Origin of the sequence: Desulfovibrio legallii, assembly GCF_900102485.1 — a bacterium.
Lineage (GTDB): Bacteria > Desulfobacterota > Desulfovibrionia > Desulfovibrionales > Desulfovibrionaceae > Desulfovibrio > Desulfovibrio legallii_A.
The window spans coordinates 69,206-94,967 of record NZ_FNBX01000011.1 but is presented as its reverse complement, the minus strand read 5'-3'; the positions used below and the strand labels follow the sequence as shown (position 1 = coordinate 94,967).

Annotated in this window: 17 protein-coding genes and 2 pseudogenes; 10 read left to right on the top strand and 9 right to left on the bottom strand. The window is 63.3% G+C overall.

All coding sequences use genetic code 11. The features are described from left to right. Positions 1–318: pseudogene (locus BLS55_RS12315) on the top strand (IS3 family transposase); the annotation flags it as partial. Positions 319–373: 55 nt separating this feature from the next. Here BLS55_RS12315 and BLS55_RS12400 read toward each other — a convergent pair. The 4 genes and pseudogenes from BLS55_RS12400 to BLS55_RS08075 all read right to left on the bottom strand — a co-directional run. After that, a pseudogene (locus BLS55_RS12400) lies at positions 374–478 on the bottom strand (type II toxin-antitoxin system BrnA family antitoxin); the annotation flags it as partial. 492 nt (positions 479–970) lie between these two features. Continuing rightward, on the bottom strand, positions 971–2,761 hold the full coding sequence (locus BLS55_RS08085) for a DEAD/DEAH box helicase (RefSeq protein ID WP_092154156.1): 1,791 nt from the start codon (positions 2,759–2,761) through the stop codon (positions 971–973). A gap of 200 nt (positions 2,762–2,961) precedes the next feature. Beyond that, entirely contained in the window at positions 2,962–4,389 is a 1,428-nt protein-coding gene (locus tag BLS55_RS08080) for a sodium:proton antiporter (protein WP_092154142.1), read from the bottom strand. Positions 4,390–4,436: 47 nt separating this feature from the next. After that, on the bottom strand, positions 4,437–4,892 hold the full coding sequence (locus BLS55_RS08075; protein WP_092154140.1) for a universal stress protein: 456 nt from the start codon (positions 4,890–4,892) through the stop codon (positions 4,437–4,439). A 588-nt stretch (positions 4,893–5,480) separates the two neighbouring features. Between BLS55_RS08075 and BLS55_RS08070 the strand changes: the two genes are divergently transcribed. From BLS55_RS08070 to BLS55_RS08035, 8 genes are all read left to right on the top strand, one after another. Further along, positions 5,481–6,830: an SLC13 family permease gene (locus BLS55_RS08070; RefSeq protein WP_092154139.1), complete on the top strand. Its 1,350-nt coding sequence runs from the start codon at positions 5,481–5,483 to the stop codon at positions 6,828–6,830. A gap of 78 nt (positions 6,831–6,908) precedes the next feature. Beyond that, entirely contained in the window at positions 6,909–7,754 is an 846-nt protein-coding gene (locus tag BLS55_RS08065) for a fumarate hydratase (RefSeq protein ID WP_092154137.1), read from the top strand. Positions 7,755–7,763: 9 nt separating this feature from the next. Beyond that, positions 7,764–8,324, top strand: coding sequence for a Fe-S-containing hydro-lyase (locus BLS55_RS08060; protein ID WP_092154135.1), 561 nt, complete (start codon positions 7,764–7,766; stop codon positions 8,322–8,324). A 58-nt stretch (positions 8,325–8,382) separates the two neighbouring features. Next, positions 8,383–9,012, top strand: a complete 630-nt coding sequence (locus BLS55_RS08055) for a succinate dehydrogenase/fumarate reductase transmembrane subunit (RefSeq protein WP_092154133.1) — start codon at positions 8,383–8,385, stop codon at positions 9,010–9,012. A 12-nt stretch (positions 9,013–9,024) separates the two neighbouring features. Further along, positions 9,025–10,881: a fumarate reductase flavoprotein subunit gene (locus tag BLS55_RS08050; RefSeq protein ID WP_092154131.1), complete on the top strand. Its 1,857-nt coding sequence runs from the start codon at positions 9,025–9,027 to the stop codon at positions 10,879–10,881. A 14-nt stretch (positions 10,882–10,895) separates the two neighbouring features. Then, on the top strand, positions 10,896–11,681 hold the full coding sequence (locus tag BLS55_RS08045; protein WP_092154129.1) for a fumarate reductase iron-sulfur subunit: 786 nt from the start codon (positions 10,896–10,898) through the stop codon (positions 11,679–11,681). 76 nt (positions 11,682–11,757) lie between these two features. After that, positions 11,758–12,447, top strand: coding sequence for a CBS and ACT domain-containing protein (locus BLS55_RS08040; protein ID WP_092154128.1), 690 nt, complete (start codon positions 11,758–11,760; stop codon positions 12,445–12,447). A 170-nt stretch (positions 12,448–12,617) separates the two neighbouring features. Next, positions 12,618–13,883 carry an NAD(P)-dependent malic enzyme gene (locus tag BLS55_RS08035; RefSeq protein WP_092154126.1) on the top strand — a complete coding sequence of 422 codons (1,266 nt, stop codon included), beginning with the start codon at positions 12,618–12,620 and terminating at the stop codon, positions 13,881–13,883. 361 nt (positions 13,884–14,244) lie between these two features. Here BLS55_RS08035 and BLS55_RS08030 read toward each other — a convergent pair whose 3' ends face one another. The 3 genes from BLS55_RS08030 to nifJ form a co-directional block, all read right to left on the bottom strand. Beyond that, the gene (locus BLS55_RS08030; RefSeq protein ID WP_092154124.1) at positions 14,245–15,453 is read right to left on the bottom strand and encodes an acetate kinase; all 1,209 of its coding nucleotides are present in this window, start codon (positions 15,451–15,453) and stop codon (positions 14,245–14,247) included. A gap of 145 nt (positions 15,454–15,598) precedes the next feature. Continuing rightward, on the bottom strand, positions 15,599–17,710 hold the full coding sequence (gene pta / locus BLS55_RS08025; RefSeq protein WP_092154122.1) for a phosphate acetyltransferase: 2,112 nt from the start codon (positions 17,708–17,710) through the stop codon (positions 15,599–15,601). Positions 17,711–17,948: 238 nt separating this feature from the next. Then, the gene (nifJ, locus tag BLS55_RS08020; protein ID WP_092154120.1) at positions 17,949–21,485 is read right to left on the bottom strand and encodes a pyruvate:ferredoxin (flavodoxin) oxidoreductase; all 3,537 of its coding nucleotides are present in this window, start codon (positions 21,483–21,485) and stop codon (positions 17,949–17,951) included. 731 nt (positions 21,486–22,216) lie between these two features. Between nifJ and BLS55_RS08015 the strand changes: the two genes are divergently transcribed. Next, positions 22,217–23,971 carry a methyl-accepting chemotaxis protein gene (locus tag BLS55_RS08015; protein WP_092154118.1) on the top strand — a complete coding sequence of 585 codons (1,755 nt, stop codon included), beginning with the start codon at positions 22,217–22,219 and terminating at the stop codon, positions 23,969–23,971. A 177-nt stretch (positions 23,972–24,148) separates the two neighbouring features. Here BLS55_RS08015 and BLS55_RS08010 read toward each other — a convergent pair whose 3' ends face one another. Together BLS55_RS08010 and modB are read right to left on the bottom strand one after the other, a co-directional pair. Beyond that, positions 24,149–24,907 carry an ATP-binding cassette domain-containing protein gene (locus BLS55_RS08010; protein WP_092154116.1) on the bottom strand — a complete coding sequence of 253 codons (759 nt, stop codon included), beginning with the start codon at positions 24,905–24,907 and terminating at the stop codon, positions 24,149–24,151. Positions 24,908–24,910: 3 nt separating this feature from the next. Then, a complete protein-coding gene (gene modB / locus BLS55_RS08005) occupies positions 24,911–25,585 on the bottom strand; it encodes a molybdate ABC transporter permease subunit (RefSeq protein ID WP_092154114.1) in 675 nt (224 codons plus the stop codon). Positions 25,586–25,762 lie beyond the last annotated feature (177 nt).

Below are 25,762 nucleotides of genomic sequence, written 5' to 3'. Positions count from 1 at the left end.
TGGATATTGTCGTCCTGAAGGACGTGCTCTCAAAAAACTTCTGAAGCCCGCAGCCCAGAGGGAAGCCGTGCGCTATATCCAGGTGCAACACGGCCTCTCAGAGCGGCGGGCCTGCCGAGGATCCAGTTGAACCGCTGTTCCGCCAGGCGGCCGCCACCCGAGGATCGCGATCTGCGTTTGCGTACCCGCTTGCGGGAGCTGGCGGAAGAGCGGCGGCGCTTCGGTTCCCCTCGCCTGCATGAATTACTGCGGCGTGAGGGCCTGGTGCGGAACCATAAGCGGACAGAAAGAATCTACCAGGAGGAGGGGCTTTCTCTGTGCCCAGCGCTTCCACCATCCAGGTGGGAAAGTCCACGTTTACGCGCTGCATCTGCCTGTTGGGCCTGCGGGCGGCCGCCCAGTCCACATGCGCGGAAATGTCTTCACCCGCGTCAAAGCGGCGGTCGAACTCTTCTGCTGAAATATGTTCGCGAGCCATAGTGTTCCACCTCTTCCTTGCGGGCTCGCGCACGGAAATGATGCGCACGGCCTCGCCCCGGTGTGATAACCCCGGTCCATATTTTGCCCTTGATCATGCCGATAACCAGGAAGCGCGGCTCGCCTGAGCGCAGCACGTCGCCTCCCGCAGGTTTCATCCTGCCACAGGGCCTTGGCCTCTTCAAAGTCGAGGCCGTGCTATTTTGTTGGCCGCACTCTTGGCCGGGTCATACTCAAATTTCATGCCGATATGGCATAAAAAATATACTTATTGTCAAGGACAGGACCGGCCGACACGGGGGCACAGAAGTGGTTTCGGCAAACCGGACCAGGGGCTAAGGTGGACGTAAGAAGCCGCAAAAGGTTTTTATGTCCCAATTGAGACGGAAGTTCACCGCCGAGTTTAAGATCCGTGTCGTTCTGGAAGAAGAGAACCCACTTCTGCGTACAGGCGGGCTTTTGCCCCCGGCGTTAAGCGCAACGGCGTTAAGCGCTACTGCCGCGGGGTCTTTTCGTCCCTTGTCGCTTCCTTGCCGGTCCGCATTTTTTTGCCGAATTTTCCCGGGTGCTGGCGGCGCGCTCCGGCAAAGCGTTTGCGCGTCGGCGTCATGGTCCCCTTGCCGGAGTCCGCCCTGGCCGTTACCCGTATTCCGCAGATAAAAACACCCTTTTGCAGCACCGCCAGGACGTCGTCGGCAACGTCTTCAGCGATCTCCACCAAACTGCAGTGCGGCTGAATGCTGATGGCGCCGATGGCGCTGCTGGGGATGCCGCACTCCCCCGTAATGGCGCCCACCACCTGGCCGGGGGCAACCCTATGGGCATGGCCCACATTCAGTTGCAGCTTGCGCATGGGGCCGGCGTTTCTGGGCCCGCGCTGCCGCTTGCCCTCGGGCCTGTCCTCCCTGTCCTGAACGTCGTTTGGCCGCCTCGCGCTGCGCGGCTCTGCAAAAATATCTTCCCCGGCGGCGTTCTGGTCGCCAAAGGTCTTTTGCAGCAGCAGTTTGAGCAGCGCCGCGGAAATCTCCCGGTGGGCGGCCTCGCCCTGGGGAAAGTGCTCGGCCGTAAAATTTTCCAGCACCGCCAGCCAGCGTTCCAGCGGATCTTCCTTAACGGCGTGCAGCACTTCTTCCAGCAGCCGCGTCAGGCGCAGATTGTCCACATCCTGCAGGGTGGGCAGCCGTCCCTGTGTGATGCGCGCCCCGGTGTAGCGGATAATGTCGCGCAGTTTACAGCGGTCGCGCACCGTCACAAAGGTAAAAGCCTTGCCGTCCCTGCCTGCTCTGCCGGTGCGGCCGATGCGGTGCACATATTTTTCCACGTCATGCGGCATGTCGTAATTGATCACGGCGTCCACATCGTCCACGTCTATGCCTCTGGCGGCCACGTCGGTGGCCACCAGGATATCGACGCCTTCCGTGCGAAAACGCTGCATCACCCGGTCCCGCTGCGCCTGGGCCAGATCGCCGTGCAGGGCGTCGGCCTGGTAGCCGCGCTGCTGCAAATGCGTGCTTACCTCATCCACGCTGCGCTTGGTGGAGCAGAAAACCAGGGCTTTGCGAAAGCCCTGGGAATCCAGAACGCGGCACAGCGCGTCTACTTTCTGGTACGGGCGCACCTCATAGTAGACCTGCGCAATGGCGGGGGTGGTCAGCATTTTGTGCGTGATGGTCAGCATCTGGGGATCGCGCAGAAAGCGCTTGCTCAGCTCGCGGATGGGCGGCGGCATGGTGGCGGAAAACAGCACGCGCTGACAGAGGGCCGGGGTTTGCTCAAGAATGGTTTCGATATCTTCGCGAAAGCCCATGTCCAGCATTTCGTCGGCTTCGTCCAGTACGGTCATGGCTACCGCCGAAAGCCGCAGCGTGCCGCGCCGCAGGTGATCAAGAAGCCTGCCCGGTGTGCCGACGACCACCTGCACGCCTTTTTCCAGCGCCCGGAATTGTCGTTCAATGGATTGGCCGCCGTAAATGGGCAAAATGGAAACGCCGCGTTTTTTTGCGGCCAGGCGGATAAGTTCCGTGGCCACCTGAATGGTCAGCTCGCGCGTCGGGCACAGCACCAGGGCCTGCACGATTTTTTCCGGAACAAGTTTTTCCAGCAGCGGCAGGCCGAAGGCGGCGGTTTTGCCGGTGCCGGTCTGGGCCTGCCCCACGGCGTCGCAGCCTTCCAGCAGGGGGGGGATGGCCAGAAGCTGGATGGGGGAGGGCTCTTCAAAGCCCAGTTCTTTTACGGCGCTGAGCAAATCCTGGGACAAGCCCAGGTCTTCAAAAGATGCGGTCATGATTTTCCTGTAAATAAAAGTGTAGTCCGTCAGGATAACCTTGTCCGCAGTTGTGCGCAATGGCTGTTTCGCCCCCTGCGCGTGTTTTTGGGGGCCTCTTGCCCCTGAGAAGGCGGGGTTCCCAGGGGCAAGAGCGCATTCCGGAGCATGCCCTGGCGGCTGCTCATGCGGCCGCCAGGGCGTTTCAAGGGTAAAAGGCCTTAAAAGAACAGCCAGGTGATCAGCAAGAACGAGGGGATCAGGATGCCGACGGACCAGGCCATATAGCCGAAGAAGCTGGGCATGCGCACGCCCTGGTTTTCGGCAATGGAGCGGACCATAAAGTTGGGGGCGTTGCCGATGTAGGTATTGGCCCCCATAAAGACCGCGCCGGCCGAGATGGCGGCCAGGGTGGCGGGGATGTCGTTCATAAGGTGCACGGGGTCGCCGCCTGCGGTATTAAAGAAGACCAGGTAGGTGGGGGCGTTGTCCAGGAAGCTGGAGAGCGCGCCCGTGAGCCAGAAGTACATGGCGTTGTTGGGCTGGCCGTCCGCCGTGGTCACGAGCTGGATGAGCCCGGCCAGCGCGCCGTTTGTGCCGGCCCGCAGGATGGCGATGGCCGGAATCATGCTGAGGAAGATGCCGAGAAAGAGCTTGGCCACTTCTTCAATGGGGGCCCAGGTAAAGTCGTTGAGCTTGCGGCATTCTTTGGCGGTAAAGCGCAGGGAGAGCCCGGCAAGGCAGAGCAGCAGCACGTCGCGCAGCAGGTTCTGGCCTTCCACGGGCACGCCGTAGACTTCAAACAGCACGCCCAGGGGGCAGAGGCCGGAGGCCAGCACCACCAGCACCACGCCCAGCAGGAAGAGCAGGTTGATCTTGCCGTCCAGGCCGAGTTTTTCGCCGTTGCCGCGGTCTTCAGGGGCAGGGCGGGGCTTGCCTTCCTTGGCGTAGAGGGCCGTATCCAGGCCCAGGTAAAGACAGATGAGAATGGCCGACATGAGCGCAGTTTTCAGAAAAAGGTTGGTGGTGGTCCAGAAAAAGCTGACGCCCTTCAGAAAGCCCAGAAAAAGCGGCGGGTCGCCCAGCGGGGTGAGGGATCCGCCGATATTGGCCACCAGAAAAATAAAAAAGACCACGCTGTGCGCCTTGTAGCGGCGGTGGGCGTTGGCCCGGAGCAGGGGGCGGATCAGCAGCATGGCCGCGCCGGTGGTGCCCATCCAGCTGGCCAGCACGGTGCCCACGGCCAGGAGGCCCGTGTTCACCAGGGGCGTGCCGGTGAGCGAGCCCTTAAGGCGCACGCCCCCGGCTACGGTAAAGAGGGTGAACAGCAGGATAATAAAGGGAATATAATCCAGAAGGATAATGTGCAAAAATTCATAGAGCGCTGTGGAAAAGCCGTAAACCAGGGCGCAGGGGACCAGGAAGGCCAGGCCCCAGAACAGGGATATTTTGCCGAAATGGTGCTCCCAAAAGTGCGGGGCCAGCAGGGGCATGAGGGCGATGGAAAGCAGCATGCAGGCAAAAGGGATGGCCCAGTAAACGGCCAGTTCCGCTCCGGGGACGGTGGGGTGCCCCTGGGCCGCCAGGGCAGCCGCGGGCAAGCCAAGCACAGCGGCGGGCACGGTGAGAAAAAACGGCAGTTTTGACATGGGGGCTCCAGCAGTTGGGGTTGGATGGGCCGCCTGGAGAGGGGCGGTCATTGCTTCTTGCCTTGCAGGTGGGTTTTGTTGGCCAGCAGTACGGGCACCGTGGCCTTGTGCAGCACCTCGTGGCTTACGCTGCCCAGGGCCAGGCTTTTGAGTTCGCCCCGGCCGCGGGTGCCCATGATGATCAGGCCGCAGCCCAGTTCTTCGGCTGCGTCTGCGATAGTCTGGGCCGTTTCGCCGTAGCGGAAGGCGGTGACGATGTTCAGGTCGCTGTGTTGCAGCACGTTGCGGGCGGCGTCAAAGATTCTGCCGCTTTCCCTAGCGTGTTCTTCTTCCAGTTCCGCGCGTTGCGCGCCGCCGATGAGGGCGGGGATGGGCTCCACGCAGTACAGCAGGGTAACGGTTTCCTTGCCGGGGATGGCGGCGGTGAGCTGCTCCGCCACGCGGCAGGCGAACAGGGCGTCCTCCGAGCCGTCTACCGGGACGAGGATGTTGGAAAATTGCATACCTACTCCGTTGGGGCTGAGGTTGCGGGGGGCTGCCCGCCGGGGGGCAGGGCGGCGGAGCCGGGCGAGAGCGCCGCCCCTGTGCCGGGGCCGCGCGCCGACGGGCCTGTGCCGTAACGTTTCTGCCACACATAGCAGGATCCGCCGTCGGACGCAAAGATGTTGTGTCTCCGTTGTGAGTATCTATTACTGGTATGGTCGGAGCGCACTTGTCTGACGCCAAGGCTGTGGCCCAGCGCCATAGCAGAAGTGGTCTTTATATGTATACATCGTGATAAATAATTCACAATGTATCTCATTTTATACTATGCCAAAAACAAATGGAAATGCCAAGTTTTTTCTTACATATTGTGATTTTTTGTACATATTGCTGCAAAAAAATTTTTTCAACGTTTATATTGGAATCTTTGAAAAAAATATAAAACTGTTCAATCGCTCAACGGAAACCTATTGCATCAACGCAGAGATAGTGTCATGTATTCGGCAAGTTTGCCGTCTTAAGTTTTCTGCGTCTCTCGCGTGCCGCAAAAATCCGTTGCGGACTTTATGGAGACACCATCAACTCTATTTCCCCTTGGAGGTTGACGGATGAAACGGTCCTTCTTACTGGCGGTGGTTGTGGTTATGGCGGTGCTCCTGGCAGGGCAGGACGTGTTCGCCGCCCAGCAGCTGGGCATCAAGCTGCCGGATGATCCCACAAAAGCCTACATCACCCTGGGCATTCTGTTCGTGGCGGCCGTCATGTTCTTTACCGAGGTAGTGCCGCTGCCCGTCACCGCGCTGCTGGTGCCCATCGCCCTCTCTCTTACCCATGTCATTACCTCTAAAGTGGCCTTCAGCTACTTCGGCAATCCCACGGTGGTGCTGTTCATGGCCATGTTCATCGTGGGCGAGGCCACCTTTATCACCGGCTTTGCGGATAAGGTGGGCGCGCTGGCGGTGAAGCTCTCCAAAGGCAGCCCCATCAAGCTGCTGGTTTACGCCATGGCCGCGGTGGGCCTGCTTTCCACCGTGCTGTCCAACACCGGCACCACCGTGGTGGCCGTGCCCATGATCATGGGCATGTGCCTCAAGGCCAAGCTGGCCCCCGGCAAGGTGCTTATGCCCGTGGCTTTTGCAGCTTCCCTGGGCGGCACGGTTTCTCTGGTGGGCACGCCGCCCAACGGCATTATCAACTCCATGCTGGCCCAGACCGGCCAGACGCCTTTCGGCTTTTTTGAGTTCGGCCTTATCGGCGTGCCCCTGCTGGTGGCCGGCTTGGTTTATTACGGTCTCCTCGGCCACCGCTTCCTGCCCGACGTGGCCCCGGTGGACGACGACGTGGTGACCGAAAGCGCCCAGCACCGGCGCGAGAACAAAATGTGGCACGCCATGATCATCTTTGCCTTTGTGGTCGTCATGATGGCCAGCGAGCTGATGCCCCTGACCACGGCGGCCATGCTGGGGGCCTGCCTGATGATCATCACGGGCTGCATGACCATGCGCGAGGCCTTCCGCAGCGTGGACTGGACCACTATCTTCCTGTTTGCGGGCATGCTTTCCATGTCCGCGGCCATGGACAAGTCCGGCGCGGCGGCCATTGTGGCCAACGCCGTGGTCAGTCTGGTGCACGACCCCTGGATGCTCATGCTGGTCTGTTGCGCGCTCACGGCCATCATCACCAATTTTATGTCCAACACGGCCACGGCGGCCCTTATGGCCCCGCTGGCCCTGCCCATCGCCATGGGCAGCGGCATCTCCCCCCTGCCCATCGCCATGGGCATTGCCATGTCCGCCTCCTGCTGCTTCCTCACGCCCATTGCCACGCCGCCCAACACCATCGTGCTGGGCCCCGGCCGGTATTCCTTTATGGACTACGTCAAAGCGGGCTGGCTGCTGCAGGTTATCAGCCTGCTCATGTGCTGGCTGCTCATTCCGCTTATCTGGCCTTTCCACTAGGTCCGTGGTTATAAAGGGCGCGGCCGCCGCGGCTGCGGCGGCAGGACGGCGCGACAACCGGAACATCGAGGCAAGGTTATGAAGGAAATTCAGTACGAAGACATTGCGCGGGCCGTGGCGCAGCTGGCCGTGGAGGCCTGCTACCGCCTGCCCGCGGACATGACGGCGGCCATGCGCAGGGCCCGCGAGGCCGAACCCTCGCCCGTGGGCCGCAACATTCTGGATCAGCTGCTGGAAAACGCGGCCATCGCCGCCCAGGGCGAAGTGCCCCTTTGCCAGGATACGGGCCTGGCCGTGGTCTTCGCCGAGGTGGGGCAGGAGGTGCACATCGTGGGCGGCGCTTTTGAGGACGCCGTTAACGAGGGCGTGCGCCGGGGGTATGTGGACGGCTATTTGCGCAAGTCCTGTGTGGCGGAGCCGCTTTTTGAGCGCAAAAACACCGGGGACAACGCCCCGGCTGTGCTCCATACCCGGCTGGTGCCTGGCGACGGTCTGCGCCTGCGGCTGGCCCCCAAGGGAGCCGGATCGGAAAACAAAAGCGTGCTCAAAATGCTGGTGCCCGCGGACGGCATAGAAGGCGTGCGCAAGGTGGTGCTGGAGGCCATCCTGGCGGCGGGCCCCAATTCCTGTCCGCCCCTGGTGGTGGGCGTGGGCCTGGGCGGCACCATGGAGCTGGCCGCCATCTGCGCCAAGCGCGCGGCCGCGCGCGATCTGGAGAGCCGCAACCCCGACCCGCGCTACGCGGCCTTTGAGGACGAGCTGCTGGAGATGATCAACAAGACCGGCGTGGGCCCGCAGGGCCTGGGCGGGGCGACCACGGCCCTTAAGGTGCATGTGGAGTGGGCCCCCACCCACATCGCTTCCCTGCCGGTGGCCGTCAATATCAATTGCCACGCGGCGCGCCACGCCGAAGTTGTGCTGTAGGAGGCCGCCATGTCCGACACCGTAAAAAAAATCCGCGCGCCTTTTGACGAGGCCACGGCCCGTTCCCTGCGCGCTGGGGACAGGGTGCTCATTTCGGGCACCATCCTGGCCGCGCGCGACGCGGCCCACAAGCGCCTGGTGGAGACTCTGGACAAGGGTGAGCCCCTGCCCGTGGATCTCAAGGGCGCGGTGGTCTATTATGTAGGGCCGAGCCCGGCCCGGCCCGGCCACGCCATCGGGGCCGCCGGGCCCACCACCTCCGGCCGCATGGACGCCTATACCCCCCGCCTGCTGGATCAGGGCCTCAAGGGCATGATCGGCAAGGGCTACCGCAACGAAAAAGTGGTGGAGGCCATGAAGAAGCACGGCGTGCCTTATCTGGCGGCCGTGGGCGGGGCGGGCGCGCTCATTGCGCGCTCCGTCAAAAAATACACCGTGCTGGCCTACCCGGACCTCGGCCCCGAAGCCGTGGCCGCCATGGAGGTGGAAGACTTCCCGGCCATCGTAGTTATCGACAGCACGGGCGACGACTATTACGCCACCGGCCAGGCCCCTTACCGGCACTTATAGCCAAGGCGGTTACCACATAATGACTGCTTCCAACCCACCCTTTGCAGAAGGAGTTGCTATGGCTTCGAGCAGAGTTCCCCTTGAGGGCAAGACGCGCCTGGATTTCTGGCAGGCCGCCTCAGGCGCGCTTCTGGCCCTGTTCGTGTGCGTTCACCTGGTGCTGGAGGGCACCGTGGTGATCAGCCCGGCCCTGACCAACGGCATTGCCTGGCTTCTGGAGGTTACCTGGCTTGCGCAGCTGGCCGCCCCCATCGTGCTTTTGCTCATCGTGTTCCATTTTTATATCGCGGCCCGCAAAATGCCCTTCCGCGCGCATGAGCTGGGCATTTTTGTGCAGCACAGCAAAAGCCTGAAGGATTTTGACACCTGGTTGTGGCTGGTGCAGGTCTTTACGGCCATCGTCATCCTGCTGGGCGCATTCTACCATGTGTACACCGTCATGACGGATCTGCCCATCAACGTGGCGGGCAGCGCCAAGCGCCTGCACAACGGCTGGCTGGCCTTCTATGTGGTCTTTTTGCCCTGCGTCATCCTGCATACGGGCATCGGCGTCTACCGCATCGCCGTGAAGTTCGGCATCTGCACCAAGAGCACGAAGCCGCGGTGGCGCAAATGGACCTGGATTGTCATGGCATGTTATCTGTTGCTCGGCGCGCTGGCCCTGACCCGCGCCTGGTTCCAGGGATAGGGGGGGTGCCGCATGCGTATTTTTGAAAGCGACGTTCTGTGCATCGGAGCCGGCCTTGCCGGAGAGCGCGTGGCCGTGGAGGCCGCCCAGGCCGGATTCCGGGTCATCTGTCTTTCGGTGGTGCCGCCCAAGCGCTCGCACTCTTCGGCGGCCATGGGCGGCATGCAGGCGGCCCTGGGCAATTCCATCATGGGCGACGGCGATTGCTCGCAGATCCATTTTGCCGATACCGTCAAGGGCTCGGACTGGGGCTGCGACCAGGAGGTGGCCCGCCTTTTTGCCGAAACCGCGCCCATCGCCATGCGCGAAATGGCCTGGATGGGCGTGCCCTGGAGCCGCGTGGTGCCGGGCGAACACACCTACTTTAAGGGCGGCAAGCCCTTTCAGGCTACGGAAAAGAAGGAAAACGAAGGCCTGATCCACTCCCGCGCCTTCGGCGGCACGGCCAAGTGGCGCACCTGCTATACCTCGGACGGCACCGGCCACGCCGTGCTCTTTACCCTGGACAACCGCCTGCTGCAGCTGGGCGTGGAAGTGCACGACCGCATGCAGGCCGAGGTTCTGGTTCACAACGGCGAGCACTGCATGGGCTGCGTGGCCCGCGACCTGCGCACCGGCGAGCTCACGGGCTACTTTGCCAAAGCCACGCTCATCGCCACGGGCGGCTACGGGCGCATCTATCGGGCCACCACCAATGCGGTCATCTGCGACGGCGGCGGCCAGATCACTGCCCTGGAAACCGGCCTGGTGCCCCTGGGCAACATGGAGGCCGTGCAGTTCCACCCCACGGGCACGGTGCCCACGGATATCCTGGTGACCGAAGGCTGCCGCGGCGACGGCGGCACCCTGCTGGACGTGAACGAATACCGCTTCATGCCCGACTACGAACCCGAAAAGGCCGAGCTGGCCTCGCGCGACGTGGTCTCCCGCCGCATGACCGAGCACATGCGCAAGGGCTACGGCGTCAAAAGCCCCTACGGTGAGCACCTCTGGCTGGACATCCGCCACCTGGGCAAAAAGCACATCACCACCAACCTGCGGGAAGTTTACGACATCTGCACTCACTTCCTGGGCGTGAACCCCATCCACCAGCTCATCCCCGTGCGGCCCACCCACCACTACAGCATGGGCGGCGTGCGCATCAACAAAGACGGCCACGCCTACGGCCTCAAGGGGCTTTTCAGCGCCGGCGAGGCCGCCTGCTGGGATATGCACGGCTTTAACCGCCTGGGCGGCAACTCCCTGGCGGAGACCGTGGTCTCCGGCCGCATTGTGGGCAAAAAACTGGTGGAATTTCTGGAAGGCTACGAGACGGTGTTCTCCACCGCCGCCATGAAGGAAGGCACGACCAGGGTGCAGGACCGCATTGCGGCGCTGTTGCGCGGCGCGGGCGACGACTGTTACACCTTGCGCAACGCCATGCAGGACGTGATGATGGAGCATGTGGGCATCTTCCGCAACGGCAAGGATTTGCAGGAAGGCGTGGACAAGCTCCAGGAGCTTCTGGAACGCTGCAAAAACATGCGTCTGGTCAGCGGCAACATCCCTGGGCCCAACGCCGAGCTTTCCATGGCCCTGCGGGTGCCGGGCATGCTCAAGCTGGCCCTCTGCACGGCCTACGGCGCGCTTATGCGCACTGAAAGCCGCGGCGCGCACGCCCGCGAGGACTACCCAGAGCGCAACGACAAAGACTGGCTGGTGCGCACCCTGGCCTACTGGAAGGAAGGCGACAGTCTGCCCACGCTCAAGTATGAGCCCGCTACGCCGTTCTTCATCATGCCCCCGGGCGATCGGGGCTACGGCGGCGGCAAGATCATACCCGGCGAAATCAGGGAAGACCAGGTCGTTCCCTACGATCAGAAAGGCTAAGGGAGGACAGCATAATGGGACGCAATCTTACCTTTGAGATCTTCCGCTACAATCCGCTGGATCCGCATTCCACCCCGCATATGCAGACCTTCCAGCTGGAAGAGCACCCCAGCATGACGCTCTTCATCGCCTTGAACATGATCCGCGAAAAGCAGGACGCCTCCCTGCAGTTCGATTTCTGCTGCCGCGCCGGCATCTGCGGTTCCTGCGGCATGGTCATCAACGGCAGGCCCGGTCTGGCCTGCCACACCCAGACCTGCGACCTGCCGGACCACATCAGCCTGCATCCCCTGCCGGTCTTTAAGCTGCTGGGCGACCTTTCCGTGGATACGGGCACCTGGTTCCGCAACGTGGGCAAAAAAATCGAATCCTGGATCCACACCAACAAGGCTTTTGATCCCGCCGAGCAGGAAGAACGCATGAGCAACGATCTGGCCACCAAAATTTTTGAGCTGGATCGCTGCATCGAATGCGGCTGTTGCGTGGCGGCCTGCGGCACGGCCCGCATGCGCGAAGACTTTATCGGTGCCACGGCCATCAACCGCATGGCGCGCTTCTATATTGACCCGCGCGACAACCGCGCCCCGGCCGACTACTACGATCTTATCGGCGACGACAACGGCGTGTTCGGCTGCATGGGCCTGCTGGCCTGCGACAGCGTGTGCCCCAAGCAGCTGCCCCTGCAGGACCAGCTGGGCATCATGCGGCGGATGGTTACTATGGAATCGGTGCGGGGCATTCTGCCCGAAGGCCTGCGCCGCAAAATGCAGGGCTGCGGCTGCGGTTGCGCCAAGGGCTAGGCGGCCGCCCCGGCCGCGCTGCGCCTGAACCCCAAGTTGCTCCGGGCGGGGCCCCCCCGCCCAAAGGAAGGGTGCCATGCTTATTCTTGACTGGATGAAACCCCATGTAGTCACCGTTTCGCCTGAGACCACCCTGCTGCAGTGCAAAAAGCTGCTCAGAGACCACCACATCAACCGCCTGCCCGTGGTGGACAAGGACAAGGTGGTAGTGGGCCTTATTTCCTCCTCGGACCTCAAGGCTTACTCCCCCCTGCACACCACGGGCTATGAAATCCTGGAGGCCATGGACATCATTGCCGAAACCAAGGCCAAGGACGTAATGGTGGTGGCCCCCACCACCATCTATTACGGCAATACCGTGGAGCAGGCGGCCAAGCTCATGTTTGACAAACATGTGGCCTGCCTGCCCGTGGTCAATGAGGAAGACAAGCTGGTGGGCATTCTTACCGGCTGGGACGTCTTCCATGCGTTGCTCACCATCAGCGGCGCGGAACAGCCCGGCGAGGAAGCGGGCTTTGTGGTGCCCAACCAGCCCGGCACCATCCGCGCTCTGCTGGATGTGCTCAAGGCCAACGGCATGAGCGTCATTTCCGTGCTTTCCGCCACGGTGGAAAACGGCATGCGGCAGGTAAAAATCCGCTTCCGTTCCCCCAACCCCGCCGCCTTGGACGCGACCATTGAGAGCTTCAAAAAACTCGACGGCTTGCGCTACTGGCTGCGAGACGGCAAACTGCATATGACAAATGAGGAGCGCCCCAAGGCCTGAGCCCACTCCGGCGGGTCCGCGGGCGCGGCCAGGAGCCGCGCCCAGCAGGCCTTTGCCGGACCGGGCGCGCGCCTCCCCGACCCTGCGACGGACGTTGGGGAGGCGCACAGGCCTGCCGCCTTTGCCGCGGCGCCCTGTTCCATCCATCACCATTCAAGGAGTAGTGAGCCATGTCACGGATCAAGAATCTGCGGGAAGAAGCCCTGGCTATGCACAAGGAATACCAGGGCAAGATCGAGGTGCGGGTCAAAGCGCCCGTGCGCGACGCCGATGACCTTACCCTGGCCTATTCGCCGGGCGTGGCCGAACCCTGCATGGAAATCCACCGCAATCCTGACGCCCTTGACGTCTACACCAACCACGCCAACTTCGTCTGCGTGGTCTCCAACGGCACCGCCGTGCTCGGCCTGGGCGCCATCGGGGCCGCTGCCGCCATGCCTGTTATGGAAGGCAAATCCTTGCTCTTCAAGACCTTCGGCGACGTGGACGCCTTCCCCATCTGCGTGAATACCAAGGATACCGCCAAAATCGTGGAGCTGGTGGAGCTTATGGCCCCCACCTTCGGCGGCGTGAACCTGGAGGACATCAAGGCCCCGGAATGCTTTGTTATTGAAGACAGCCTCAAAAAGAACGGCGTGTTCAAAGGCCCCATCTTCCACGACGACCAGCACGGCACCGCCGTGGTTACCCTGGCCGGCCTCATGAACGCCCTTAAGCTGGTGGGCAAAAAGCTGGACGACATCACCGTGGTCACCAGCGGCGCGGGCGCGGCCGGCATCGCCATTATCAGGCTGCTCATGGCCCTGGGCCTCAAAAACGTCATCATGTGCGATTCCCGCGGGCCCATCTGGCAGGGGCGCGCCGAGGGCATGAACCCCTATAAGGACGACATAGCCGCCCGCACCAATCCCAACAAAATCAAGGGCGGCCTGGCCGACGCCATCAAGGGCGCGGACGTCTTCATCGGCGTTTCCGCCCCCGATACCCTCACCGAGGACATGATCCGCAGCATGGGCAAAGACCCCATCGTCTTCGCCCAGGCTAATCCCATCCCTGAAATCTGGCCCATCCAGCGCGCCAAAGACGCCGGGGCCAGGGTGGTGGCCACCGGACGCTCCGATTGCCCCAACCAGATCAACAACGTGCTGGCCTTTCCCGGCATCTTCCGCGGCGCGCTCGACGTCTGCGCCACAGACATCAACGACGCCATGAAAATCGCCGCCGCCGAGGCCATCGCCGGCCTGGTCAAACCCGAAGAACTCAGCCCGGAATACATCATCCCCTCCACCCTCAACCCCGAAGTGGCCCCGCAAGTGGCCGCCGCCACCGCCAAAGCCGCCATTGCAAGCGGCATAGCCAGAAAACCCCAGGAGCCCGCCGCCGTGGCCGAAAGCCTGCGCAAACGCCTGGCCGGCCGCCAGCTCCAGCGCGGATAGGGCGTGTTGTAGGGGAAGATTGTTTTTGTGGGGGGGAGGGGAAGCTTTTGGTCAGCTTAGCCCGTTACGACGAAGGAGCTTAGCCCGTTACGACGAAGGAGCTTAGCCCGTTACGACGAAGGAAGTTACGGGCGAAGACAGCAGCGCTAGTTACGGGCGAAGACAGCAGCGCTAGTTACGGGCGAAGACAGCAGCGCTCAAAAGTTTCCCTTCCCCCCCACATCCCTATTCAAAAGACGTTTCTCTCCTCAGGCGACGCGCAGGGGGTACTCTGGGCGAAAAGCGAAAAAACAGCGCAGGCAGAAAAAAGCCCGTTCCGGGGCAGGGGAACCTGCAGCGGAACGGGCCGTAAAGGCGCTGATCAGCCCAGCACTTCCACAGTGGCCAGGGCGATCTGCAGTTCTTCGTTGGTGGGGATGACCAGCACGGGGATGCGGCTTTCCGGCGCGGAAATGGTGCGCGCGCCGGGCTTGCGGGTGCTGTTTTCCTTCTGATCCAGCTTGATGCCGAAGGCTTCCATGCCGGCGCAGACCTGGGCGCGCACGATGTCGTCGTTTTCGCCTATGCCGGCGGTAAAGACCAGGGCGTCCGCCTTGCCTTCCAGCAGGGCCAGATACGCGCCGAGGGTCTTTTTGATGCTGCGCACCAGCATGGCCAGGGCCAGGGCGGCGCGCTCGTCGCCTTTATCCACCTGGGCGTGCACGTCGCGCATGTCCGTGTAGCCGCAAAGGCCCAGCAGGCCGGACTTTTTGTTCATAAGGGTGTCGGCCTCGGCCGGGCTGAGCCCCTTTTTCTCCATGACAAAGGGCACAATGGCCGGGTCTATGCTGCCGCAGCGGGTGCCCATGATCAGGCCTTCCAGCGGGGTGAGGCCCATGCTGGTGTCGAAGCACTTGCCGTTCTTAACGCAGCTCATGGAAGAGCCGTTGCCCAGGTGCATGGTGATGGAGCGCAGATCCTTAAGGGGCTTGCCCAGGTATTCCGCCGTCTTGTGGGCGATGTACTTGTGCGAGGTGCCGTGGAAGCCGTAGCGGCGGATCTTCAGCTCCTCGTACAGGCCGTAGGGCAGGGCGTACATGTAGGCTTCCTTGGGCATGCCCATGCCGAATTCCGTATCAAACACGGCCACGTTGGGCACGCCGGGGAAGAGCTTTTCCGCCACTTCAATGCCCATAAGGTTGGCCGGGTTGTGCAGGGGCCCCAGGGGGAAGCATTCCCGGATGATTCCCTTGATGCGTTCGTCCACGCGCACGGGCTGGCTCACAGCCTCGCCGCCGTGCAGCACGCGGTGGCCGATGGCGTAGATTTCGCTCTTGTCTTTGATCACGCCCTTCTGCGGGTCGGTGAGCAGGGCGATGACCAGCTCCATGGCTTCCACATGGGTGGGGAAGCTGGCTTCGCGGACGAGTTTTTCTTCCTTGTCCGTATCCGGGGCGATTTTGTGGGTCAGGCGGCCGCCCTCCTGACTGATGCGTTCGGCCAGGCCGGAGCAGAGCACGCTGCGGTCGTCCATTTCCAGCAGTTGGTATTTGCAGGACGAAGAGCCCGCGTTGATGACCAGAACTTTCATAGAGTTACCTTTTTTCGTGGAGGGGCGTCGCCGGGCGGCGTCCTTCCCTACCGGTTGCGGCACTCAGGCCGTGAGAAAAAGCCGGTGGGCAAGGGGGGCAAGGCCCCCCTTGCTGCCGGCGGCATTGGCGCGTCGGCAGGCCCGCTTAGGCTTGGGCGGCCTTTTTTTCCGCCGCGGCCTGCACGGCGGTGATGGCCACGGTATTGACAATGTCGGGCACGGTGCAGCCGCGCGAGAGGTCGTTGACCGGCTTGTTCAGGCCCTGAAGCACAGGGCCGATGGCCACGGCCCCGGCGGCGCGCTGCACAGCCTTATAGGTGTTGTTGCCCGTATTGAGGTCCGGGAAGATAAACACCGTGGCGCGGCCGGCCACCTTGCTGTCGGGCATTTTGGTCTTGGCCACGGTGGGGTCGATGGCGGCGTCGTACTGCAGGGGGCCTTCCAGGGCCAGATTCGGGGCCATTTCCTTGGCGATGCGGGTGGCCTCCACCACCACGTCCACGTCCGCGCCTTTGCCGGAAGTGCCCGTGGAGTAGGAGAGCATGGCCACGCGCGGCTCAATGCCGAAAACCTGGGCCGTGTGGGCCGAGGCCACGGCAATTTCGGCCAGCTGCTGGGCCGTGGGGTTGGGGTTCACGGCGCAGTCGCCGAAGGCCAGCACGCGGTCCTTGAGGCACATGAGGAAGACCGAGGAAACCACAGAGAAGCCCGGCTTGGTTTTGACGAACTCAAAGGCCGGGCGGATGGTGTGGGCCGTGGTGTTGATGGAGCCGGAAACCATGCCGTCGGCGTCGTCCTTCTTGACCATCATGGTGCCGAAGTAGGTGGCGTCGGTCATGGTGTCGCGGGCCTGCTCCGGGGTGATGCCCTTCTTTTTGCGCAGCTCGTAGTAGGTGGCGGCGTAGTCGTCAAACAAGGGCGAGTGCACGGGGTCGATGATGGTGGCCTTGGCGATGTCCAGGCCCAGGGTGCTGGCCTTGGCGCGGATTTTATCCACGTCGCCCAGCAGGATGATGTCGGCCACGTCACGGCGCAGCAGGATATCCGTGGCGCGGAGGATGCGTTCCTCCAGGCCTTCGGCCAGGACGATGCGCATTTTGTCCGTCTTGGCGCGCTCAATGAGCTCAAATTCAAACATCATGGGCGTGATGCGGCTGCTGCGCTCGCCGCCGATGCGGTTGGTGATCTCCTTGCCGTTGACGTGGTGCTCAAAGAGCCCCAGCACGGTGTTGATCTTGCGCAGGTCGCCCGGCTCAATGGGGGCGATGATGCTTTGCAGGGCCAGCACGGCCTTGTAGGTGTGGTCCTGGGTCATGAGGATGGGCAGGGGCGAGCCGGTCCAGCCTTCAATGAACTTGCAGACCCGTTCCGAGGGGCGCAGGCCGCCGGTAAGCAGCACGCCCGCAATGTCCGGCGTGGAGGAGGAAAGCCGCGAGGCAATGGCCGCCAGCAGCACGTCCGTGCGGTCGCCGGGGGTGACCAGCAGCTGGTCTTTGGCAATGTAGCCCAGCACGTTGTCCACATGCATGGCGGCGATGAGGTAGTCGCCCACCAGGGCGTCCAGGCGGTTCTCGCCGAACAGCACCTCGGCGTTGAGGCCCTTTTTCACGTCGCGCATGGTGGGCTGGCCGATGGTGGGGTCGTTGGGCACGGAGTAGATCAGCGCCGGGCGGTCCTCCGTGCTGAACTGGGTGCGCAGCTCGTCCAGCTCGGTCTGACTCAGGTTGCGGCGGTTGATGATGGTGGCCACCACGTCCAGCGCATAGGGCTTGAGGCTGTCCATGGTGATCTGCAGAGATTCGCGGATGTCTTCGGCGTTCACGTTATAGCCGCTGGTGACCAGGATGACCGGGCAGCCCAGGTTGGCGGCGATTTCGGCGTTGAGCTCAAATTCAAAGACAGGGTCTTTGGCCAGAAAGTCCGTGCCCACGCAGAGGACGAAGTCGTGGGTTTCCAGCAGTTTTTTGTATTTCTGGATGATGTGCTCAATGAGCAGGTTGCGCGAACCCTGGTTGATGATCTGGCGGGCTTCGCGCTGGGTGTAGGCGAAGGTATCCGCGTAATCCATGTTGAGTTTGAAGTACTCAAGCATGAGGTTGATGTCCGGGTCGCGGTCGTCCCATAGGGGCTCGTTGATGATGGGGCGGAAAAAGGCCACCTTGCGCAGGCTGCGGCTGAGCAGCTGCATGGCCCCCAGGGCAATGGCGCTTTTGCCCGTCATGGGGCCGGTGGCGGTGATGTAGAGACCTTTATGCATGGTGCCTCCAGCAGTTGGCCGTCGTGCGCGCAGTCTCTGGTGCGCCGGGCCGGGCCGCGGCGCGGCCCGCCGGGCAGTGCTGCGCTGGCGGAGGAACACAAAAAGGGCGCGGGCTTTGCCGCGCCCTGACCACGTGTATATGTCCGGCGTTGCCCGCGTCCGCCGTTCCCGCGGCGTCGCCCCCGGCAGGGCGGCGTCGGTTCCGGGCGGACGCGGGCATCATTGCGGTGGTTCTCCCCTACTTGACCTCAGCGGGGTCAGGGTAGGGCATTTCGGCCAGCTGCTTGAGCATGGCGTAGCGCTCCGCATAGGCTTCGGCCAGATCGGCCCGCAGCTTCTTGGAGGCTTCGGGATCCTTCTTTTCCAGCGAGGCGTAGCGGGTTTCGCCGCCCAGGAATTCCTGGATGTCCGCGCTGGGGGCCTTGCTGTCCAGCAGGAAGGGGTTCTTCTTTTCCTTGGCCAGCTCGGGGTTGTAGCGGTACAGGGGCCAGTAGCCGGTCTGCACGGCCAGCTTGGATTCCTCCTGGCTCTTGCCCATGCCCTTGCGCAGGCCCTGGTTGATGCAGGGGGCGTAGGCGATGATCAGCGAGGGGCCCTTGTAGGCTTCGGCCTCGCGGAAGGCCTTGAGCACCTGCTGTTTGTCCGCGCCCATGGAAACGGAAGCCACATACACATAGCCGTAGGTCATGGCCATGCGGCCCAGATCCTTCTTGCCGGTGCGCTTGCCCGCGGCGGCAAACTGCGCCACGGCGCCCAGCGGGGTGGCCTTGGAGGACTGGCCGCCCGTGTTGGAGTACACCTCGGTATCCATCAGCAGCACGTTGATATCGTCGCCGCAGGCCAGGACGTGGTCCAGGCCGCCGTAGCCGATGTCGTAGCCCCAGCCGTCGCCGCCGAAGATCCAGACGCTCTTCTTGGTGAAGAGGTCGCCCATGTCCCAGATCTCCTGGGCCAGGGGGCTGTTCAGGGCGTCGATGTTGTTGAGCACATCTTCGCCGAACTTGCGGGAGCCTTCGGGGTCGTCCTTGTTGGCCAGCCAGCTTTCCAGGGCGGTCTTGAGCTCAGGGGTCAGGCCTTCCACCTGCAGGGCCTGTTCCACAATCATGGCCAGGCGCTTGCGGCGCTGCACATAGGCAAGGCCGATGCCGCAGCCGTATTCGGCGGCGTCTTCAAACAGGGAGTTACCCCAGGCCGGGCCGTGGCCGTCCTTATTGGTGCAGTACGGCGTGGTGGGGGAAGAGGCGCCCCAGATGGAGGAGCAGCCCGTGGCGTTGGCCACCAGCATGCGCTCGCCAAAGAGCTGGGTAAGCACCTTGACGTAGGGGGTTTCGCCGCAGCCGGCGCAGGCGCCGGAGAACTCGTGCAGGGGCTGCTGGAGCTGCGAACCCTTCACGCTGTCGCGGGCCACCAGGTCGTCCTTAAGCGTCACATGGCCTTCGGCAAAGGTCAGGTTGGCTTTCTGGGCTTCCATCTGGGTTTCCAGAGGCTTCATGACCAGGGCCTTGACCTTGGCGGGGCAGACTTCGGCGCAGGAGCCGCAGCCCAGGCAGTCTTCGGGGTAGACCTGGATGCGGAAGTGCATGCCCTTGAGCTCCTTGCCCATGGCGGGCTTGGTGGCAAAGCTCTGGGGCGCGCCTTCCAGCTCTTCGTCCGTAGCTACCACGGGCCGGATGGCGGCGTGGGGGCAGACAAAGGAGCACTGGCAGCACTGGATGCAGTTTTCCACCTGCCATTCGGGGATGTTGATGGCCACGCCGCGCTTTTCGCAGGCGGCGGTGCCCAGGGGCATGAAGCCCGCGGGGTCCATGGCGGAGACGGGCAGCTTGTCGCCCTGCTGGGCCAGGATGGGACGCACCACGGCGCGGATGTATTCTTCGTCGCCGCAGTGGCAGACCTCGGCGCCTTCGGTGGTGTCGGCCCAGGAGGCGGGGTACTTGATTTCTTCCAGGGCGTCCGTGCCCTTGTCCACGGCGGCGATGTTCATGTTGACGATCTTGTCGCCCTTGCTGCCGTAGGTTTTTTTGATGGATTCCTTGAGCAGGGCCACGGCCTTGTCAAAGTCCAGCACATTGGCGAGCTTGAAGAAGGCCGTCTGCATGATCATGTTGATGCGGCCGCCCAGGCCCACTTCCTGGGCCACCTTCACGGCGTCCACGTTGTAGAACTTGAGCTTCTTGCGGGCGATGGTGCGCTTCATGGCGGCGGGCAGGTGCTTCTCCATGTCGGCCAGGGACCAGTTGGAGTTGAGCACAAAGGTGCCGCCTTCCTTGACGCCTTCCAGAATGTCATACTGGGTCACATAGGCGGACTTGTGGCAGGCGATGTAGTCGGCCTTGGTGATGAGGTAGGAAGATTTGATGGGCTCCTTGCCGAAGCGCAGGTGCGATACGGTGAAGCCGCCGGATTTTTTGGAATCGTAGGCAAAGTAGGCCTGGGCGTAGAGATCGGTGTTGTCGCCGATGATCTTCACGGCCTGCTTGTTGGCGCCCACGGTGCCGTCCGCGCCAAGGCCGAAGAACTTGCACTGCACGGTGCCGGCGGGCACGGTGTCGATTTCTTCCTCCACATCCAGGGAGGTGTTGGTCACGTCGTCGTTGATGCCCACGGTGAAGTGGTTTTTGGGCTGCAGGCCCAGCATGTTGTCAAACACGGCCTTGGCCATGCCGGGGGTGAAGTCCTTGGAGCCCAGGCCGTAGCGGCCGCCCACGATGGTGGGCGCTTCGCCCTTTTCCATAAAGGCGGTGCAGACGTCCTGGTACAGGGGGTCGCCCAGGGCGCCGCTTTCCTTGGTGCGGTCCAGCACGGTGACGGCGGAAACCGTGGCCGGCAGGGCGCGCAGCAGGTATTCGGCGGCAAAGGGACGGAACAGACGCACCTTGACAAGGCCCACGCGCTGGCCCAGGCCGTTGAGGTACTGCACCGTCTCTTCGATGACCTCACAGGAGGAGCCCATGGAGATGATGACGCGGTCGGCTTCAGGGTGGCCCACATAGTCAAAGAGGTGGTACTTGCGCCCGGTGATGGACTCCACCTTCTTCATGTTCTCAATGACGATGGAGGGCACGGCCTCATAATAGAGGTTGGAGGCTTCGCGGTTCTGGAAGTAGATATCCGGGTTCTGGGCGGTGCCGCGCACATGGGGGTGCTCAGGGTTCATGGCGGTGGCGCGGAATTCCTCCACCTTGTCCCAGTTCACCAGGGGGCGGATGTCTTCGTAGTCAATGACGTTGATCTTCTGCACTTCGTGCGAGGTGCGGAAGCCGTCAAAGAAGTGGCAGAAGGGCAGGCTGGCGTCAATGGCCGAAAGGTGGGTCACCAGGGCGAGGTCCATGGCTTCCTGCACCGAGGCGGAGGCCAGGAAGCAGAAGCCCGTCTGCCGGGCGGCCATGACGTCCTGATGGTCGCCGAAGATGGAAAGGGCGTGCGAGGCCAGGGCGCGCGCCGCCACATGGAAGACGCCGGGCAGCAGCTCGCCCGCAATCTTGTACATGTTGGGGATCATGAGCAGCAGGCCCTGGGAGGCCGTGTAGGTAGAGGTGAGCGCGCCGCCCGAAAGCATGCCGTGCACCACGCCGGCCGCGCCGGCTTCGGACTGCATTTCGCGCACGATAACCTTTTGCCCCAGCAGGTTCTTCTGCCCCTTGGCGGCCATCTCGTCCATCACTTCGCCCATGACGGACGAGGGGGTAATGGGGTAAATGGCTGCCGTTTCCGACAGGGCATAAGCAATATACGCGGTGGCGTTATTGCCGTCCATGGTTTTCATGTGAGCCATCTGTTCCTCCTTGGCGCCCCGGCAGGGCGCGTGTTGTTTCCAATTGGGCGCGGGAACCCGCATTCTCCAGAGTGCCCCGCGCGGGCGGGGGGTGAACAGCGGCAGGGCTGCCGTCCGGTGCGAGTTGTGAAATTTGTGTTTTGCCGTCCTGCGACACTGAAAAACATATACCAAGTGCCGCCGCACGTCCAGAAAAGCCTTGCCCCGCAAGGCCGCCGCGGGCGAGGCAGGGGAGCGCTGCCCGCGGTCCGCCCTTGGCCGCAATTCGTTCTCGAACGGTTTCCTGCTTAGCATGAAATTGGTTGTTTGAACAGTTAAAACAGCCTGGGCTGAAAATTTTTTTTTCTCAGGGAAAAATAAAAATAATCCCAACTGTTGGCCACAAAATATTGACGATTTTGTGGCCATCGGCTAACAATAGTATTAAGAAGCATTCACAAAAACTGCGGGGGGCATCCCCGCGGCAGCGGACGGGGCAGGCGGTCGGCCGCGGGGCGAGCGCAGCCGATTCTCAAGGCGTCCTGGGCGGATGCCGTTAAGAATTGGCCGCCGCAAAGCCAGGCAGGGCGCTCACGGCGGCGCATCCCCGCGCAGTACGCGCCTTTGCGGCGGCCCCCGCTTGCGCGGCGGCGCGGGCCGCGCAGCAGGAAGCTGCCCTAATCCTTTTTTGTTGTCCGCCGAAAACACTACAAATGTGTTAGCATTTATATCCTTCTCCATGCGGGGGCTCTATGTCCTGGAAAAATCTGTCCATCGGCAAAAAACTGACCGTGGGGTTCGGCGGCGCACTGGCCATAGCGCTCGGTTTTGCCGTGGTGGCCTGGTACGCCTCCGCAGAGATCATGCGCTGGGCGGACAGCGCCCTGCACAAGCAGGAGCTGGCCGCCATTTTCGCCATGCGCGAGGCGGACCACATGCACTGGCGCGAGCAGGTGGGGGCCTATGTGGCGGCCCCACCGGCGGACGGCAGGCTGCGTGTGCAGAAAGATGGGCACAAGTGCCTGTTCGGCCAATGGTTTTACGGCGGCGGCCGCCAGGAGGCGGAGGCCCTCCTGCCGGGCGCGGGCGAGCGGTTTGCCGCCATGGAGAAGGCGCACCTGGAGCTGCACCAGAGCGCGGAAGCCATTGAAAAGCTCGTCCAGTCCGGCGCTGCGGTCGCGGCCCGCAAGACCTTTACGGACGTTACCCAGGCGCAGTCCGGCGTTGTTATCAAGGCGCTGGGCGAGCTGCGCAAGATCGCTCTGGACGCCGCCGAGGCGGATGGCCTGCGCTACCGCAAGGTGGTGCGCAACGGGCGTTATATGGCCGTGGCCCTGCTGCTGGCGGGGCTGCTGGGCCTGGCCGGGCTCGGCGCGCTGACCATCCGCTCCATCCGCGGGCCTTTGCGCGGCCTGCTGGAAAAATCCCGCCAGGTAGTGGAGGACGGCAACCTGGATGTGGACCTGCGCCTGCGCCGCCAGGATGAAATCGGCACGCTTTCCCGCGCCCTGGGCGCGTTGCTGGACAGCTTGAAGCAGAAGTTGGGCGAAAATGAGAAAAAATCGCAGGAGGCCGAGGCCAGCGCCGCAGAGGCGCGCCAGGCCCTGCGCGCCGCGGAGGAAAAAGAAGAACGCATCAGCGCGCTGGTAGCCCATATGAACGCCATCGCCCAGCAGGCCGAGGGCATCGCCGCGGAGCTCGCCGGTCACGCGGCGGACCTTGCCCGGGGCGTGGAGCACGTTTATGCGGGCAGCGCCCGCCAGCACGGCGAAATGGAGAGCAGCCTGACGGCCCTGGACCAGCTGGCCGCGGCGGCCAGAGACATTGCCCGCAGGGCCGGGGATTCCAGCGAGGGCGCGCACGGCTCCAGGGAAAACGCCGCCGCCGGGGTGGACGTGGTGCACAGGTGCGGTCAGGCCATCGAGCAGGTTAACGCCCTGGCCGCCAAGCAGAACGCTCAGGTGGCGGAACTGGGGGAAATGGCCGAGGGCATTACGGGCATTATGGGCGTCATCACGGATATTGCGGACCAGACCAACCTGCTGGCGCTCAATGCGGCCATTGAGGCCGCCCGTGCGGGCGAGGCCGGGCGGGGCTTTTCCGTGGTGGCCGATGAGGTGCGCAAGCTGGCCGAAAAAACCGTTACCGCCACCCAGGCCGTGGGAGGCAAAATTTCCGGCATTCAGGCTTCGGTCAAGGCCAGCGTGGCCTTTATGGTCCAGACCAGCGAGGCCGTGGCCGAGGCCAACGATCTGGCCCGGCAGTCGGGCGAGGCCCTGGCGCGCATTCTGGATCTGGCCGGAGCCACAGTGGAAAACGCCGCGGGTATGGCCGTGGCCGCACAGCAGCAGAGCGAGACCGCGGCGCAGGTTACGGACGGCATGCGCCAGGTGCAGGACATTGCCCGCCAGAACAATGAAGCCATGGAAGGCGCGGCGCACCAGGTGCGGGAAGTGGCCGGCATGGCCAGGGAGCTGCGCGAGCTTATTGAGAAGCTGGAAGGATAGCGCGTCAGAGCCGCGCCCCCTTCATTGCCCTGAAAAACTGCTTACGCAGCCGCCAGGGCATTTCAAAGTTGCAATACCCTAAAATCAAAGTGCGATAAAGGGCCCGTCGGCGCGCTGCGTCCGGCGGCCTGAATGCGTTTTGCGGCTTGCCGGGCAAGCGTTCGGCAGCCCGCCTGCTCAGGCGGCGCTGCGCCAGTAGGCGGCCTCCAGGTGCCGCAGGCAGGGGCCGGCCTGGGCGAACTGGGGCCGCAGCGCGGCGTAGTCCGGCACCACGCGGGCCTGCCCGTGGTCATAAAGGATGAGGCTGCCCGCAAAGGCGTCCACATCGCCGGGGTCGTGAGTGATGATGATGGCCGGGATGGTGAGGTCCACCATAAGCTCCAGCAGCTCTTCGCGCAGGCGCTCGCGCAGCAGGGGATCCAGGGCGGAGAAGGGCTCGTCCAGCAGCAGCAGGCGCGGGTCGGCGTTGAGGGCGCGGGCCAGGGCCGCGCGCTGCCGCTGGCCGCCGGAGATCTGCGAAGGCAGGTGCCCGGCCAGATGCCCGATGCCGAAGCGCTCCAGCATGGCGTGGGCTTTTTCTTTTTCGTTCCCGCGCACCCGCCAGGGCCAGCAGCCCGTGCGGGGGTAGGCCACGTTCTGAAGCAGGGTCAGGTGGGGAAACAGGGCATAATCCTGAAACATGTAGCCGATGCGCCGCTCCTGCGCGGGGACGCAGACGTTGCCCTGGGCGTCAAACAAGGTGCAGTCGCCCACGCGGATGTGCCCGGCGTCGGGCCGCATGAGCCCGGCCAGGCACTGCATGGTCAGGGTCTTGCCAGAGCCCGAGGGGCCGAAGAGCACGGCGCTTTTGTATTCGTCGCCGATGTTGTAGTTCACGTCCAGGTTGAAGGGCGTGCGCGCCGTTTTGAAACTTTTGACCAGACGCAGCGAGATCATGGGTCACCGCCTTTTGAGTTTCAGGAGCAGCTCCGCGGCCATGAGCAGGCTCACGCAGACCACGGAGGTAACCACCACGAGCCAGGCGGCCTGGGCATCGTTGCCGGCCTGAAAGGCGTCGTAGATGGCCAGGGCCAGGGTTTGCGTCTTGCCGGGGATGTTGCCCGCAATCATGAGGGTGGCCCCGAATTCGCCCATGCCCCGGGCAAAGGCCAGCATGATGCCCGCAAAGATGCCCTTCCAGGCCAGGGGCAGGGAAATGCTGATGAAGATGCGCCACTCCGAAGCGCCCAGGGTGCGGGCGGCGTCCTCCAGGTGGCGGTCCACCTGCTCCAGGGCGGCGCGGGCCGACTTGTAGATGAGCGGAAAGACCACCACCGTGGCGGCCACCACCGCGCCCTGCCAGGAAAAGACAAGGTTGATGCCCATATCCGCCAGCCACTGGCCCAGCAGGCCGCGTCGGCCCACCAGCAGAATGAGGTAATAGCCAAGCACCGTGGGGGGCAGCACCATGGGCAGGGTGCAGACGGCGTCCAGCAGGGCGGGCAGGGGGCCTTTTTTGCGCGCCAGCAGCCAGGCTGTAAGGGTGGCCGCCACAAAGGAGATGGCCGTGGCCAGGCCCGCCACACGCAGGGAGAGCTCCAGCGGGCTCCCGAGGGAAATGCCGACACCGTCCATTCCCGAAAACTCCTCCTGAAACCGGCCCGTATCCGGGCAAAAAAACGCGCCCTCCGCAACGCTGCGGCCTTCCGGCCAGGCCGGGAAGCCCGTGCGGACGCCGCCTCTGCCGAAGCGGCGTCCGCATGCTGCGCGCTGCGGGGGGATCTGCGCAAAGAACGAGGGCGACAGGTCTTG